13 protein-coding genes and 1 other RNA gene are annotated in these 15482 nt (G+C 44.4%); 10 read left to right on the top strand and 4 right to left on the bottom strand.

Annotation, left to right across the window (positions count from 1 at the left end):
- Positions 1–729 (top strand): oxidative stress defense protein, encoded by a 729-nt coding sequence (locus H0913_RS13215; RefSeq protein ID WP_181477403.1) that lies wholly within the window; start codon positions 1–3, stop codon positions 727–729.
- On the opposite strand, the gene H0913_RS13210 is transcribed toward H0913_RS13215, so the two are convergent.
- Positions 719–1639, bottom strand: a complete 921-nt coding sequence (locus tag H0913_RS13210; RefSeq protein ID WP_036951157.1) for a LysR family transcriptional regulator ArgP — start codon at positions 1637–1639, stop codon at positions 719–721. The genes H0913_RS13215 and H0913_RS13210 overlap by 11 nt on opposite strands.
- A gap of 197 nt (positions 1640–1836) precedes the next feature.
- Between H0913_RS13210 and rpiA the strand changes: the two genes are divergently transcribed.
- Both rpiA and serA read left to right on the top strand, forming a co-directional pair.
- Positions 1837–2496, top strand: a complete 660-nt coding sequence (gene rpiA / locus H0913_RS13205) for a ribose-5-phosphate isomerase RpiA (protein WP_154602553.1) — start codon at positions 1837–1839, stop codon at positions 2494–2496.
- Positions 2497–2947: 451 nt separating this feature from the next.
- Complete coding sequence (gene serA, locus H0913_RS13200) at positions 2948–4198, top strand: phosphoglycerate dehydrogenase (RefSeq protein ID WP_132495784.1); 1251 nt, start codon at positions 2948–2950, stop codon at positions 4196–4198.
- Positions 4199–4234: 36 nt separating this feature from the next.
- Here serA and H0913_RS13195 read toward each other — a convergent pair whose 3' ends face one another.
- The 3 genes from H0913_RS13195 to zapA all read right to left on the bottom strand — a co-directional run bounded on the left by H0913_RS13195 (position 4235) and on the right by zapA (position 5595).
- Positions 4235–4837 (bottom strand): 5-formyltetrahydrofolate cyclo-ligase, encoded by a 603-nt coding sequence (locus tag H0913_RS13195; protein WP_230086611.1) that lies wholly within the window; start codon positions 4835–4837, stop codon positions 4235–4237.
- Between the two features lie 135 nt (positions 4838–4972).
- A non-coding RNA gene (gene ssrS / locus H0913_RS13190) (6S RNA) lies at positions 4973–5155 on the bottom strand.
- A 110-nt stretch (positions 5156–5265) separates the two neighbouring features.
- Positions 5266–5595 carry a cell division protein ZapA gene (gene zapA, locus H0913_RS13185; protein ID WP_036951152.1) on the bottom strand — a complete coding sequence of 110 codons (330 nt, stop codon included), beginning with the start codon at positions 5593–5595 and terminating at the stop codon, positions 5266–5268.
- A 221-nt stretch (positions 5596–5816) separates the two neighbouring features.
- Here zapA and H0913_RS13180 point away from each other — a divergent pair, with 221 nt between their 5' ends.
- The 7 genes from H0913_RS13180 (at position 5817) to gcvP (ending at position 15473) form a co-directional block, all read left to right on the top strand.
- Positions 5817–6395, top strand: coding sequence for a YecA family protein (locus H0913_RS13180; RefSeq protein WP_154602554.1), 579 nt, complete (start codon positions 5817–5819; stop codon positions 6393–6395).
- Positions 6396–6559: 164 nt separating this feature from the next.
- Positions 6560–7882 (top strand): Xaa-Pro aminopeptidase, encoded by a 1323-nt coding sequence (gene pepP, locus H0913_RS13175; protein WP_154602556.1) that lies wholly within the window; start codon positions 6560–6562, stop codon positions 7880–7882.
- Positions 7883–7919: 37 nt separating this feature from the next.
- The gene (ubiH, locus tag H0913_RS13170) at positions 7920–9098 is read left to right on the top strand and encodes a 2-octaprenyl-6-methoxyphenyl hydroxylase (RefSeq protein ID WP_181477402.1); all 1179 of its coding nucleotides are present in this window, start codon (positions 7920–7922) and stop codon (positions 9096–9098) included.
- A 25-nt stretch (positions 9099–9123) separates the two neighbouring features.
- Positions 9124–10350: an FAD-dependent 2-octaprenylphenol hydroxylase gene (ubiI, locus tag H0913_RS13165; RefSeq protein WP_154602558.1), complete on the top strand. Its 1227-nt coding sequence runs from the start codon at positions 9124–9126 to the stop codon at positions 10348–10350.
- 475 nt (positions 10351–10825) lie between these two features.
- Entirely contained in the window at positions 10826–11920 is a 1095-nt protein-coding gene (gene gcvT, locus H0913_RS13160) for a glycine cleavage system aminomethyltransferase GcvT (protein ID WP_154602559.1), read from the top strand.
- 92 nt (positions 11921–12012) lie between these two features.
- Positions 12013–12405, top strand: a complete 393-nt coding sequence (gcvH, locus tag H0913_RS13155) for a glycine cleavage system protein GcvH (protein WP_154602560.1) — start codon at positions 12013–12015, stop codon at positions 12403–12405.
- Between the two features lie 191 nt (positions 12406–12596).
- Positions 12597–15473, top strand: a complete 2877-nt coding sequence (gene gcvP / locus H0913_RS13150; RefSeq protein ID WP_181477401.1) for an aminomethyl-transferring glycine dehydrogenase — start codon at positions 12597–12599, stop codon at positions 15471–15473.
- Positions 15474–15482: the final 9 nt, after the last annotated feature.

The following is a 15482-nucleotide window of genomic DNA, read 5'->3' as shown; positions in this document are numbered from 1 at the left end:
GTGAAATTGAAATCTATCGTTGTTGCTGCCCTGCTGGCAGGTCTTGCGGTACCAACCATGTCATTGGCAAGTGCCGTACCAGAAGGTCCACATATTTCAACATCAGCAAGTGGTGCTGTGAAAGTAGCGCCAGATATGGCGACGCTGAGCATTAATGTGCAAGTGACCAATAAAGATGCCGCTGCTGCGAAAGCCGCCGTTGATAAGCGAGTTGCTGAATATTATGAATTCCTAAAGAAAAATGGCATTGAAAAGCAAGATATTGAAGCTGCCAATGTACGTACGCAACCAAACTATGATTATAGTTCGACTGCTAAGGCGTCTTTAAAAGGCTATACCGCGACAAGAACCGTTGAAGTCAAAGTGAAAAAACTGGATCAACTGAATGTTCTGCTCGATGGCGCATTAGCTGCAGGATTGAATGAAATTAATTCAGTACAATTTGGCGTGAATGATCCGCAGAAATATCGTAATGCAGCGCGTGACCAAGCGATGAAGAATGCTCAACAGCAGGCTGAAGCGCTGGCGAAAGGGTTTAATGCACAGCTAGGGCCGATTTACAGCATTAATTATAATGCTCCATCAGATGTACCATACCCAATGGCGATGCGTAGTCGTGGTGGCGCGTTGAAAGCTACAGCTCAAGATCTCAATGTTGATGAGACCTATGAGCAACAAAGTATTGATTTTAATGACCAAGTCGATGTGGTTTTTGAAATTAAGCGTTAATTTCGGCAGCAATTTCATCATCTTGTTTTAGCATCTGGCGTCCTGTTTTTAGCAGGGCGTCAGTCACTTTCTTCATTGTGCGGCTTTCTGGCGCAAAGCGATGCCAATAAAGCATACGGCGCTGGCATAACCCCGGTGTTAAATCGATCAGCTCACCATTTTCTAATTCACTGGCAATTTGCAAATGCGGGATCATACAGCATGTTGACCCCTGTTTTGCTAGCTGCACAAACGCTTCTGATGAGTTAACAATATGGCAAGGGACGCTACCTGGCGAGAGACCAAAGTTTTGTTGTACAAAGGCTTGGTGCATATCATCTAAGTGGTCAAAGGCCACAGCTGGCGCTTTTAATAACGATGCGCGAGTCACACCTTCAGGGAAATATTTAGCCGCAAAGCCAGGGGACGCCACGAAAATATAGTCCAGAGCACCCAGTTTATCGACTAAACAGCCCGGTAGCGCTTGTGGCTGAATACTGATAGCACCGACCACTTCACCGCGTCTTAAACGTTCTTGGGTACGAGTTTCATCTTCCACTTGAATATTCAAGCGAATAGGGGTGTTGCCCAGTACGGGATTCAATGCAGGTAAGAACCAAGTTGCCAAGCTATCGGCGTTGACCGCTAAGGAGAGCAATAATGGGGTAGAGCCGCTGTTTTCATCTCCAAGCCATTGTTCTTCGAGTAATTCTACTTGATGAAGCAGTGCTAGCAGTTTTTGACCTTGTTCAGTCGGATGTGGCGGAACAGTACGCACGAGTAAAGGTTGACCAAAAAGGTTTTCTAACTGTTTGATTCGTTGAGAAACCGCAGATTGGGTGATACACAATTTTTGTGCTGCTCGTTCAAATCCGCGTTCACGAATGACGGCATCCAGTGCTTGCAAGGCGCGATAATCAGGGCGCTTCATCAAAAACTCTCCTTCTTGTTATTCTGCTAATCACTATGTCATATTTTTAGGGATAACACTTGCAAATATTCCTAAAGGGTATTTTTCATAAGAAGTAGTGCACAATCCCTAATAACAATACTGCAACTTGCTGGGTGTCCGGTATATACTATTGGGCATCTACTTAATGACTCATTATTTCAGTATAAGGCTCTCGCATGACTCAGGATGAATTAAAAAAAGCAGTAGGTTGGGCGGCATTAGAATATGTTAAACCGGGCACCATTGTTGGCGTCGGTACAGGTTCTACCGCATCTCACTTCATTGATGCATTAGCAACAATGAAGGGGCAAATCGAAGGCGCAGTCTCTAGCTCTGAAGCGTCAACTCAAAAATTAAAATCCTTGGGTATTCCCGTTTTTGACTGCAATAGCGTGGATTTATTAGATGTCTATGTTGATGGCGCTGACGAAGTTGACGGTAACATGAACATGATCAAAGGCGGCGGTGCAGCGTTAACGCGTGAAAAAATCGTGTCTGCTATTGCTAAAACATTCGTGTGTATCGTAGACCAATCTAAGTTGGTAGGCGTACTGGGTAAATTCCCTCTGCCAGTGGAAGTGATCCCAATGGCGCGTAGCTATGTGGCTCGTGAGCTAGTCAAGCTGGGTGGTCAGCCAGTTTACCGTGAAAATGTGGTGACGGATAACGGTAACGTTATTTTAGATGTTCACAACTTAGAAATCCTCGACCCAGTGGCTTTAGAAAATAAAATCAACGGGATTGCAGGCGTCGTAACAGTCGGATTATTTGCTAACCGTGGCGCTGATGTCGTGCTGATGGGAACGGCGGAAGGCGTAAAAACCATTAAGTTATAATTAATCAGTATTCAATAATAAGCCGGTGAATTTTCGAGTTCACTGGCTTATTTTGTTTTTGGCGAGCTTATTTTATTTTTGAGTAGATAGTTTGATGGTTAATGACTTTTGTAAATATCATCAACATGAAAATTATTTAAATTTTTTTTACCTTCCGTTATTTTGGTGATATATCTCACACAAATGCCCATTAGGTGGGCAAAATGCTTATTTTGTGTTACCGCTCTAGATTTTCCACCATATAACTTCTTTTTCATCACACATTTTAGCAGAGTCTAAGCAATCGTTTGTATTGCTACTGCGCTGGATTTTGCTATGTTGGTATTCTCGTTTTATTTCAAGGTGCATGTGAAGGGGCTGGAGTGCCTTAATTTCATGGCATGCATCTCGAATTATTTTGAGTTCATACGAAATTCATCGGTCAAAAATTAAGTACGATAGGGTAGGGTAAATGGTCAAGGTATCTTTGCAGAAAGACAAAATTAAATTTTTACTGCTCGAAGGTGTTCACCAAAGTGCTGTGGATAACCTCAAAGCAGCGGGTTACACCAATATCGAATATCACAAAAGCGCGCTGTCGGACGAAGAACTAAAAGAAGCGATTAAAGACGCGCGTTTTGTGGGGATCCGCTCCCGTACTCATTTGACGGAAGAGATCTTTGCTGCAGCAGAAAAACTGGTGGCTGTGGGATGTTTCTGTATTGGAACCAACCAAGTTGATCTCGATGCAGCAGCGAAGCGCGGTATTCCTGTCTTTAACGCACCATTCTCCAACACCCGTTCCGTGGCGGAAATGGTATTAGGTCAGTTATTACTATTGTTACGTCGTATTCCTGAAGCGAATATGCAAGCTCACCGCGGGATCTGGGAAAAACAAGCGAAGGGTTGTTTTGAAGCTCGTGGTAAGCGCTTAGGTATTGTCGGTTATGGTCATATCGGTACACAGTTAGGGATCTTAGCTGAAGGCATCGGTATGGATGTTTACTTCTACGACATCGAAAACAAATTACCATTAGGTAACGCAACTCAAGTTCGTTCATTACCAGAATTATTAAAAATGAGCGACGTGGTAAGCCTACATGTGCCTGAAACTGCAAGCACAAAGAATATGTTTGGCGAAGCACAGTTTGAGCAAATGAAGCAAGGTGCGATTTTCATCAACGCATCACGCGGTACCGTCGTTGATATTCCTGCATTAAGTTCAGCGTTAGAAAGCAAGAAATTATCAGGTGCAGCGGTTGACGTATTCCCAACGGAACCAGCAGCAAACAACGATCCTAATGACCCATTCATCTCTGAGTTGATTAAATTCGATAACGTGATCCTGACTCCACATATCGGTGGTTCAACAGAGGAAGCACAAGAAAATATCGGCTTAGAAGTGGCAAGCAAGCTGGCAAAATACTCAGATAATGGTTCAACATTATCTGCGGTTAACTTCCCTGAAGTTTCTCTGCCAGTGCATATGGATGATACTAACCGTTTACTGCACATTCATGAAAACCGCCCTGGTATCATGAACAGTATCAACCAAGTGTTTACTGAAAATAACATTAACGTGGTCGGGCAATACCTGAGAACTTCCGGTAATGTGGGCTACGTGGTTATTGATGTGCTAACGCAGTCGCCAAGCCAAGCGGATGAAGTATTACTGAAATTAAAATCTCTACCAGGCACTATCCGCGCTCGTCTGTTGTTCTAATCAGTCGATATATTAAAAACACCGTGGCGTTGGTATTTACCAGCGCCATATTTTTTTCGGGGTAATAATTTCTGGCAACGGAATATCCCAATGCGCAACGGGTAAATCTTCAACTAACTGACAATCATGGGCGAGCCCAATAGGATAAAAGCCAGTTTGTTGCCAGTTTGCCAATGTTCTATCATAAAATCCGCCCCCCATTCCTAACCGTTGTCCTTGGCTATCAAAGGCCACCAGCGGGACCATCATAATATCCAGTTGCTCGATAGGTAATACATCCAACACATTCAATTGTGGTTCTTCAATATTAAATTTATTTTTTACTAAGATAGTCTTCGGCGTGTAGTGCAAAAATAATAAGTGATGAGGATTAAAAGGATGAATAACGGGGAGATAAACCTGTTTTCCGTGATCCCAAAGGGCTTGGATTAATGGACGTGTATTAATTTCACCATCGAACGAAAGAAATAGGGCAATCGTTTTAGCTGACGCTATTTTGGGGTGATTAAGTATGTGAGCGATAATGTGTTGAGCCGCGTCATCTTGGGCTTCTGGTGTCAGTTCCCGTCTAGTTGCTCGAATGGATTTACGGATTTGTTGACGTAGTGAAGAGAGCGTATCTGACATAACCATTCCCATAAATCATTTCCTAATAGCAAGTTGATAACTCGTGGAAAAACCTACGAAACAGTATATCGCAAGGAATAGGAATAAGTAATTTTTAGCGTGGGTTTGGGATTTTGTGCAAAGAATAAGAGCAGACTAAATAGAAGGGAGGTCTCCAAGATGCCGTTGTAGGCTGTAACCCTTGAACCCTTGGTTCAAGGTGAACGCAGTTTAGCAACCTTTAGGCTTCCTGAGCGAATCAGGCATGCTCACCAGCGCAATAACCACATTCTGTTTGGTATGAAATATCGGCTCAGGGGACTTACCCACTGACGCGCATCTCAGAGAAATTTGTTTTGAGAACTTTCGTTACTCAGTGATTTCATTGTACGAAATTAGAGTATAAATGCAACCTAATTTTTCGTTTTATTTTTTTACTAGTGATTGATTAATAAGCATATTTACTCTAGGGGCAATACCTGCCTCTCAGTGATTTTCACCTGATCGTGCAACGCTTGTTCAATCGTCTGCTGCAATACTTTTATTTTCTCTTCCATATTATAAGCATAATCGCGCGTTTTTGTCTTTTCTTGTGCTAATTCGTGACAGACGTTCAATGCGACAATGAAAATAAGCTGTTCAGTGTTAGTGACACCGCTTCGGTCTTTTAACGTTTTTAAGCGTTCTTCTAATTCTTTTGCTGACTCTAAGAGCGCTTCTTTTTGTTCTATTGGGCAATTAACGCGCATAGAGCGCCCAAAAATCTGAATATCAACGGGTTGTGCGGACATGGTACCTCCATACTAAAATCGTTTTCGCCAATAAAAGTAGGACATTTGGCGTAAATGTTGTTAATTTTTGCATAGCTTATGCTGAGATAGGCATTGGCGATATATTACTAGTTTAGAATAAAAATAAGCTAATAATAACTCAGACAAAAAAAGCAGGCTGGTCTAGCGGCTATCCTTGGTGGTAGCATATCACGAATCCCAAGCTAACATGACGAATTCAGATGTCTATACAAAAATCTTTACCTAACTATGAATCGTTGGATAACTTACTCCAACAGCACTCAATCGCACTCACGGCCGCCGAGATCCATGGTTTAATAACCGGACTGATTTGTGGAGGGAGCCGTGACCACGGTTGGCAAACGCTTGTTCATGATCTGGCGAATGACGGACTTGCGTTTCCGCAAACCGTTTCACAACCATTGCGCGAGCTATATGACCTCACATTTGAAGCATTAGATGACACCGAATTTGCATTTAATATGCTATTTCCGGATGAAGACGCTTCTGTGTTTGACCATGCAGACGCACTGGCTGGCTGGGTTAACCACTTCTTACTTGGCATTGGCGTTGCTCAACCTAAATTGACTGATAAAAAAGAGATTAGTGAAGTAATTACTGATCTACGTAACATCGGTATGCTTGGTTATGATGAAGAAGAAGACCAAGAAGAGTTAGAGCAAGCATTAGAAGAAGTTGTTGAATATGTGAGAGTTGCCGTTCAACTGTGTTACATCGCACTGGCTGAGCCGAAAAAAGGCCCAACCGCTGTCGAGAATATCAAGCCCGTTCTTCACTAATCTATAATACTAGGTAGCGACCCACTAACTGTAGGCTTTCTGCATTGTCAGTCACCTACGGTTAAGGAACGGATTTACCTAATTTAAACTGATTGCCGTTTGATTTTTAGCTAATTATCAAACAAGCAACCAACCTAAAACCCAAATAATAAGGCAATAACGGTATGAATAAGCAGGAATTTATTTCTCGTCGTAATGCATTATTGGCTCAAATGGCGCCAGCAAGTGCTGCTATTATCTTCTCAGCACCGGAAGCACAACGTAATGCGGATTGCGAATATCCGTATCGCCAGCACAGTGATTTTCTGTATCTGACTGGATTTAGTGAGCCAGAAGCGGTTTTAGTTTTAATAAAAAGTGACGAGAAACATAGCCACACCGTGCTGTTCAACCGTGTTCGCGATCTCACCGCAGAAATTTGGTTTGGGCGTCGTTTAGGGCAAGATGCGGCACCGGAAAAACTCGGTGTTGATAAAGCGCTGCCATTTGATGAAATCGTTGATCAGCTCTATCAATTACTCAATGGCCTCGATGTGATTTATCACGCTCAAGGTGAATTTGATTACGCGGATAAACTGGTTTTCGGTGCGTTGGATGTCCTGCGCCGAGGAAGCCGTCGCAATTTAAAAGCCCCTCGCACTGTCATTGACTGGCGTCCAATGGTGCACGAAATGCGCCTATTTAAGTCAGATGCAGAAATGGCGGTCATGCGTAAAGCGGGTGAAATCTCGGCATTAGCGCATATTCGTGCGATGGAAACTTGCCGCCCGAATATGTATGAATATCAACTCTGTGGTGAGATTGAGTATGAATTTACTCGCCATGGTGCGCGTTTCCCATCCTATAACACCATCGTAGGTAGTGGCGAAAACGCCTGCATTTTGCACTACACAGAAAATGAATGTGCGATGAAAGACGGGGACTTAGTCCTGATTGATGCTGGTGCAGAGTTAGAAGGTTACGCAGGAGATATCACTCGAACTTTCCCAGTAAATGGCAAATTCAGCAAAGAGCAGCGTGAAATCTACGATATCGTTCTTCAATCTATCAATACCGCATTAGAACTGTATCGCCCTGGTACCAGCATCCACGAAGTGACTCGCCAAATTGTTCGTATTAAAACGGAAGGCTTAGTGAAATTAGGCATTTTGCAGGGTGATGTCGAACAATTGATCGAAAACAAAGCGTATCATCCATTTTTTATGCATGGTTTAAGCCATTGGCTGGGCTTAGATGTTCATGATGTCGGTTTCTACGGTGTAGAAAGAGACCGCATTTTAGAGCCAGGCATGGTGCTGACTATTGAACCGGGATTATATATTGCGCCAGACGCTGATGTACCGCCTCAATACCGTGGTATTGGTGTTCGCATAGAAGACGATATTCTTATCACTGAAGATGGGAATGAAAACTTAACGGCGATGGTCGTTAAAGATCCTGATGAAATTGAAGCGTTAATGGCGGCGGCTAAAAAACGCTTAGGTTAAGCAGTAAAAAGTAATAATAGAAGGTAATTAACAACCTATGAATGTGATTATTGTTGGGGGAGGAATGGCTGGCGCGACATTGGCACTGGCAATTTCATCACTCAGTCAAGGACGTGTTTCGGTATCAATTATCGAAGCATCTCAACCGGATAACCAACATCCGGGCTTTGATGCACGAGCGATTGCGTTAGCTCACGGCACTTGCCAGTACTTATCGTCGATAGGTGTTTGGTCTGCATTTGCTGATTGCGTCACCCCCATTAATCACGTTCATGTGTCCGATAGAGGGCACGCAGGGTTCGTTAATATTCATGCGGAAGATCATCAAATCACCGAATTGGGTAATGTGATTGAATTGCATGAAGCGGGCACCCGTTTATTTTCACTGTTACGTAAAGCGCCCGGCGTTACACTTTATTGTCCCGCTAAAGTGGAGCATGTTGAGCGTACCGTGGAGAATGTGACTGTCACGTTAGACAGCGGTGAGCAAATCACGGGCAGTCTATTAGTGGCGGCGGATGGTAGTCGTTCCGCGATTGGTCAAGCTTGCAACATGCAATGGCAGCAAGATGATTATGGACAAGTGGCGATTATTGCCAATGTGAAAACCTCGATTGACCCCGCAGGTCGAGCCTTCGAGCGTTTTACTGAATTTGGTCCTTTGGCATTATTACCTATGTCTGAAGGGCGTAGCTCGTTAGTTTGGTGTCATCACCAAGAACATGCTGACGATATTAATGCGTGGGATGATGAAACCTTTATTCGCAAATTACAGCAAGCCTTTGGCTGGCGCTTAGGGGAAATTACCCAAGCGGGTAAACGTAATTGTTACCCATTAGTGTTAAGAAAAGCGGTGAATCCTGTCAGTCACCGTGTTGCACTGGTGGGAAATGCGGCGCAGACATTACACCCAATTGCAGGGCAAGGTTTCAATCTTGGGATCCGCGATGTCATGCAATTAGCTGAATTAGTCGTCAATGCTCATGATAATCAGCAAGATATTGGTAGTTATTCATTGCTCAGTCAGTACCAACAAACCCGATTAGCCGACCGAGAAAAAACGGTCACCATGACTGATGGTCTGGTGCGTTTATTTGCTAATCGTTGCTTCCCATTAATTGTGGGGCGTAATTTAGGTCTGATGGCGATGGAGATGTTGCCGCCTGTTCGTGATGTTTTAGCCCGCCAAACCCTTGGCTGGGTCGCACATAAATAACCACAAAACTAAGAGGAATAAAAATATGCAATCGTTTGATGTGGTTATCGCCGGTGGTGGTATGGTTGGGCTCGCACTGGCATGTGGACTCGAAGGCAGTGGTTTACGTGTGGCGGTCGTTGAGAACCATCCACCTAAAATTCCATTCTCTGCTAACGATCCCCATGCGCTACGCGTGTCGGCAATCAATGCCGCCAGTGAAAAATTATTGGCTCATTTAGATGTGTGGTCAGTAATCAAAGGGATGCGTGCTGCCGCCTATAACGGGATGGAAGTGTGGGACAACCACAGTTTCGGCCGTATTGCTTTTTCTGCGCAAGACCAAAATCTCTCCCATTTAGGTCATATTGTTGAGAACAATGTGGTGCGCGACGCCTTATGGCAAAAAGCCAGCCAATTGCGCGATGTGACTTTACTGGCACCTGCAACTATCAAAAAGGTAGTGTGGGGGGAAAATGACGTTTTCATCACTTTAGACGATGAAAATATGTTAACGGCTCGCTTGATAGTCGGGGCAGACGGCGCAAATTCATGGTTGCGTAGCCACGCGGATATTCCGCTCACTTTCTGGGATTATGAACATACCGCACTGGTGGCAACTATTCGAACTGAACGTCCGCATGAAGGTATTGCCCGCCAAGCCTTTAATGGTGAAGGCATCCTCGCGTTCTTACCGTTAAGTGACCCGCATTTATGCTCGATTGTTTGGTCTCAACCAAACTTAGCGGCGGCTCGTCGTCAAGATTTGGATAAGTTAGAGTTTGAGAAAGAATTGACCGTCGCATTTGATGTTAATTTAGGTTTTTGCCAATTAGAAAGCGACCGTTTAACAATTCCGTTAACTGGGCGCTATGCACGCCAGTTCGCGGCGCAGCGTTTAGCGCTACTTGGGGATGCGGCTCACACCATTCATCCTTTAGCCGGTCAAGGTGTGAATCTTGGTTTTATGGACGTTGCTATGCTGATTGGAGAAATCAGAAGGCTACACCGTGAAGGCAAAGACTTTGGTCAATATTTCTATTTGCGTGACTATGAGCGTAGCCGTAAACACAGCGCTGCGGTGATGTTAGCGGGGATGCAAGGTTTCCGTGAACTGTTTGATGGCAACAACCCTGCGAAGAAACTGCTGCGAGATATTGGCCTTGTTTTAGCAGACAGTTTGCCGGGAGTTAAACCGCAATTATTGAACCACGCTATGGGCTTGTCGGATATGCCTAAATGGTTAAAGCAACTACCGGCTAATAACGCTTAATTCCGCCTTAATTCTCTCTTCCAGATAACCTGAGTGTTTAATTTTAAATACTCAGGTTTTTTATTTCTTATTCCACCTAGTTAGTCGTCAGCCTAGTCTACCAATAGCTGAGAAAAACTAATTTATTCATTATTTCGGATTAGTTTTTCTAATTCATGTGTTTTTCTGAATTTATCCACATTTTTGGAGTAAGTCTCAATTTTGATGATATTTTGCGCAGCAATAAGCCAAATATGAAGGGATTGAGTGATCGTTCTCAATTATTTAACAAAAACCACTGGAAATGTAATGATGCAATGAGTAATACAGAGAGTACGTCACCCTATTTTTTTTTATAGCATCCAATTTCGAATGTTAGCGGTTTTGAATCAAATCCGATGATTTGCGTTTTGATGAAACGGGGTTTACAGACACAAATTTATGCCGTTCATCGCGCGATCACCCCATCAGACACAGTAATGTAAAGAGGGTATTCATGGTAAAGCAAACGACTCTATATGATGAGCATATAGCCTGCGGTGCAAAAATGGTGGATTTCCACGGCTGGATGATGCCACTGCACTATGGTTCGCAAATCAACGAGCATAATATTGTTCGAACCGATGCAGGAATGTTTGATGTTTCCCACATGACGATTGTTGACTTACATGGTGAAGGTTGCCGTGATTTTCTTCGTTATCTTCTCGCCAATGATATCGCTAAGCTCACCATCAAAGGTCGCGCACTGTATACCGGCATGCTGAATGCATCAGGTGGTGTGATTGATGACCTGATTGTTTATTACCTTGAAGATGACTTCTACCGCCTTGTGGTTAACTCTGCGACGCGAGACAAAGATATTGCATGGATTGAGCAGCACGCAAAAGATTATGCGGTTGCGATTACTGTACGTGATGATTTGGCGTTAGTTGCTGTTCAAGGCCCGAAATCTCAAGAGAAAGTTCACACTTTACTGACCGATGAACAGCGTGCTGCCATCAAAGATATGAAGCCTTTCTATGGTGTGCAAACAGGTGATCTGTTTATTGCAACCACAGGTTACACGGGTGAAAAAGGGTATGAAATTGCGATGCCGAAACAGCAGATCGTGGATTTCTGGCACAAATTACTGAAGGCAGGCGTTCATCCAGCAGGTTTAGGTGCTCGCGATACTCTGCGCCTTGAAGCAGGTATGAATCTCTATGGGCAAGATATGGATGAGTCTATTTCTCCATTAGCGGCCAATATGGGGTGGACAATTGCTTGGGAGCCGCAAGACAGAAACTTTATCGGTCGTGAAGCGCTGGAAAAACAGCGGGCCAAGGGTACCGATAAGCTGGTGGGCATAGTGATGCGCGAAAAAGGCATTCTGCGTGCCGAACAGGTTGTGCGCTTTACGGATGAATCAGGTAAATTGCATGAGGGGGTGATCACCAGTGGTTCATTCTCTCCTACATTGGGTTTCAGTATCGCGTTAGCGCGTGTACCGAGTGACATTAAAAATCACGCCATCGTTGAAATCCGTCAGCGGGAAATGCCGGTTGAAGTAGTAAAACCCGGATTTGTCCGCGAAGGTAAGGCATTAGTGTAATTAGATATTTTCTAATACAAATTGATTTTAAAACGTTTTCTCAAAAACTTTTTCTCAAGAACATATAGTCAGAATCAAAAGAGAGGCTAGAAATGAGCAATGCACCTAAAGAATTAAGATATACCCGCGAACACGAATGGCTGCGTGATGAAGGTAATGGTGAATTCACGGTGGGTATCACTGAACATGCGCAAGAAACTTTAGGCGACATGGTGTTTGTTGATTTACCGGACGTGGGTGATGTAGTGAGCGCAGGGGACGACTGTGCTGTCGTTGAATCTGTGAAAGCAGCATCCGATATTTACGCACCGATTAGTGGTGAAATTATCGCGGTTAACGATGCACTCAGCGACTCTCCAGAGCTGGTGAACGAATCGCCATATCAAGAAGGCTGGATTTTCCGTATTAAGATGAGCGATGACTCTCAGTTAGCTGATCTTATTGATGCTCAAGGTTATCTGAGCATGATCGCTGCGGAAGAGTAATCCACATCATCATGTTTCGCACTGTAGTGTAATCGCTTGCTACAGTGCGAAATATCAAGAACATAATGAATATTTTTTAACCAAGGTTAGTTTGAGCTAGTCTACTTATCTCGCAGTTTATCAATAGGTTTTATCATCGCTAGAGTCTTATAACCTACGCTACGCATAGCAAAAAGGATGGGAACACAGATATGTCGATGTCACTGAGTCAACTAGAAAACCGTTCAGAATTTATCTCGCGCCACATAGGGTCATCAGAACAACAAATAAAAACCATGTTAGGTACTGTTGGCGCGACTTCCCTCGATAATTTAATGGACAAAATTGTCCCGAAAGCCATTTTACTGCCTGAGCCACCAAGAGTCGGCGGTGGTGCTACTGAGCAAGAAGCCCTCGCAGAATTAAAAGGGATTGCCTCCCTGAATAAACGTTATAAAAGTTACATCGGCATGGGTTATGCCCCAGTGATCCTTCCTCCTGTTATCTTACGTAATTTACTTGAAAACCCAGGTTGGTATACGGCTTATACTCCTTACCAGCCCGAAGTTTCTCAAGGTCGTCTTGAGTCACTGCTGAACTTCCAGCAATTAACGATTGATTTAACGGGCTTAGATTTAGCTTCAGCATCGTTATTGGATGAAGCAACAGCTGCTGCGGAAGCCATGGCGATGGCAAAACGCATCAGTAAATTGAAAAATGCAGAGCGCTTTTTTGTTGCGGATGATGTCCATCCTCAAACTCTTGATGTTGTGCGGACTCGTGCGGGTACATTTGGTTTTGAAGTGATTGTGGACAGCGCAGAGAAAGTACTGGAACACGAGGGGGTATTCGGTGCATTACTGCAACAGGTGGGCACCACGGGGAATATCCACGATTACAGCGAGCTATTTGCCAAACTAAAAGCGAAGAATATTGTTAGCTGTGTGGCTGCCGATATGATGGCATTAGTGCTATTAACAGCACCTGCAAAGCAAGGGGCTGATATCGTTTTCGGTTCGGCGCAGCGTTTTGGTGTGCCAATGGGTTACGGTGGTCCTCATGCTGCGTTCTTTGCCTGTAAAGATGAGTTCAAACGTGCGATGCCGGGACGCATTATCGGGGTTTCTCGTGATGCGGCAGGCCATACTGCACTACGTATGGCGATGCAAACTCGTGAACAGCATATCCGCCGCGAAAAAGCGAACTCCAATATTTGTACCTCGCAAGTTTTATTGGCCAATATTGCTGCGATGTACGCGGTGTATCATGGGCCTGAAGGCTTGAAAATGATCGCTCAGCGCATTCATCGCTTTAGCTCGATTTTTGCTAAAGCGCTTACAGAGTCTGGCATCGCTCTGCGCCATAAAACGTGGTTCGATACTCTGGCTATCGAAGTGGCAGACAAAGCGGCTGTTTTAGCGCGTGCCGAAAAAGCGCAAATAAACTTGCGCACAGATATTCACGGTGCAGTGGGTGTCACATTCAGTGAAATCACCACGCGCCAAGATCTCAACGAACTGTTCTTTGTGATCACGGGAATTGACCAAAAACTGGATTTCGAAAAATTAGATAAGCAAGTTTCAGAAAGTGAAAATGCAATCCCAGCCGCCATGTTGCGTGATGACGTGATTTTATCTCATCCAAATTTCCATCGTTATCATAGCGAAACGGAAATGATGCGCTACATGCACAGCTTAGAACGTAAGGATTTAGCGCTGAACCAAGCTATGATCCCATTAGGTTCATGCACCATGAAACTGAATGCTGCGGCTGAAATGCTACCAATTACGTGGCCTGAATTTGGTGAATTACACCCATTCTGCCCACCGGAGCAGGCGCAAGGTTATCACCAAATGATTGAGCAGCTTTCCCACTGGTTAGTTCAATTAACGGGCTATGATGCTGTCTGTATGCAACCTAACTCCGGGGCGCAAGGGGAATATGCGGGTCTGTTAGCTATCCGTCGTTACCATGAAAGTCGCAATGAAGGCGCTCGTAATATCTGTTTGATCCCAGCCTCTGCTCACGGAACTAACCCAGCATCTGCTCACATGGCGGGTATGGAAGTGGTGGTAGTTCGCTGTGATGATGAAGGTAACATTGACCTTGTTGACCTGCGAGAAAAAGCGCAGGAACACAGCGCGGCGCTTTCTTGCGTAATGGTTACTTACCCGTCAACTCATGGTGTATATGAAGAGAGCATTCGCGAAGTGTGTGAAATTATCCACCAATATGGCGGGCAAGTTTACTTAGATGGCGCGAATATGAACGCACAAGTGGGATTGACAACTCCGGGCTTTATCGGTGCGGATGTGTCTCACTTGAACTTACATAAAACCTTCTGTATTCCTCATGGCGGTGGTGGTCCTGGTATGGGACCTATCGGTGTGAAAAAACATTTAGCACCGTTTGTACCGGGTCACTCTGTCGTCACTCAAGAAATGCTGACCGAACAAGGTGCGGTTTCTGCGGCGCCATTTGGTAGTGCTTCTATTCTGCCAATTAGCTGGATGTATATCCGCATGATGGGCTCCCACGGGCTGAGAAAAGCCAGCCAAGTGGCAATCTTAAATGCTAACTATATTGCCAAACGTTTAGCGAGCCGTTATGAGATCCTCTATACCGGACAAGAAGGTTATGTGGCTCACGAATGTATCGTGGATCTGCGTCCAATCAAGAAAGACACGGGCATCAGTGAGCTAGATATTGCTAAGCGCCTGATTGACTATGGTTTCCATGCGCCAACGATGTCATTCCCAGTGGCGGGCACGTTGATGATTGAGCCAACTGAATCAGAAAGTATTGTGGAAATCGACCGCTTTATCGATGCCATGCTGGCTATCCGTGATGAGATTGAGCAAGTGGTTCAAGGTAAATGGACGCTGGAAGATAACCCGTTAGTCAATGCGCCACACGTTCAAACTGAGTTAGCGGAAGAGTGGGCACATGGCTATAGCCGTGAATTGGCGGTATTCCCATCTCACGCAACACGAGTGAACAAATATTGGCCAGCGGTAAAACGCCTTGATGATGTTTATGGCGACCGTCATTTACATTGCTCTTGCGTGCCTATCGATGAGTATATGTAATTAATTTTC

Source organism: Providencia rettgeri (genome assembly GCF_013702265.1).
Taxonomy (GTDB): domain Bacteria; phylum Pseudomonadota; class Gammaproteobacteria; order Enterobacterales; family Enterobacteriaceae; genus Providencia; species Providencia zhijiangensis.
This window is presented reverse-complemented; position numbering and strand designations above follow the sequence as displayed.

What these genes read in the sequence shown, in the direction of transcription:
- H0913_RS13195 (WP_230086611.1), bottom strand. Translation starts at nt 4,837, where the DNA reads ATGGGAATGGTTATGTCAGATACGCTCTCTTCACTACGTCAACAAATC.
- pepP (WP_154602556.1), top strand. Translation starts at nt 6,560, where the DNA reads ATGAATAAGCAGGAATTTATTTCTCGTCGTAATGCATTATTGGCTCAA.
- H0913_RS13180 (WP_154602554.1), top strand. Translation starts at nt 5,817, where the DNA reads ATGTCTATACAAAAATCTTTACCTAACTATGAATCGTTGGATAACTTA.
- rpiA (WP_154602553.1), top strand. Translation starts at nt 1,837, where the DNA reads ATGACTCAGGATGAATTAAAAAAAGCAGTAGGTTGGGCGGCATTAGAA.
- ubiI (WP_154602558.1), top strand. Translation starts at nt 9,124, where the DNA reads ATGCAATCGTTTGATGTGGTTATCGCCGGTGGTGGTATGGTTGGGCTC.
- zapA (WP_036951152.1), bottom strand. Translation starts at nt 5,595, where the DNA reads ATGTCCGCACAACCCGTTGATATTCAGATTTTTGGGCGCTCTATGCGC.
- gcvT (WP_154602559.1), top strand. Translation starts at nt 10,826, where the DNA reads ATGGTAAAGCAAACGACTCTATATGATGAGCATATAGCCTGCGGTGCA.
- gcvH (WP_154602560.1), top strand. Translation starts at nt 12,013, where the DNA reads ATGAGCAATGCACCTAAAGAATTAAGATATACCCGCGAACACGAATGG.
- ubiH (WP_181477402.1), top strand. Translation starts at nt 7,920, where the DNA reads ATGAATGTGATTATTGTTGGGGGAGGAATGGCTGGCGCGACATTGGCA.
- H0913_RS13210 (WP_036951157.1), bottom strand. Translation starts at nt 1,639, where the DNA reads ATGAAGCGCCCTGATTATCGCGCCTTGCAAGCACTGGATGCCGTCATT.
- gcvP (WP_181477401.1), top strand. Translation starts at nt 12,597, where the DNA reads ATGTCGATGTCACTGAGTCAACTAGAAAACCGTTCAGAATTTATCTCG.
- serA (WP_132495784.1), top strand. Translation starts at nt 2,948, where the DNA reads ATGGTCAAGGTATCTTTGCAGAAAGACAAAATTAAATTTTTACTGCTC.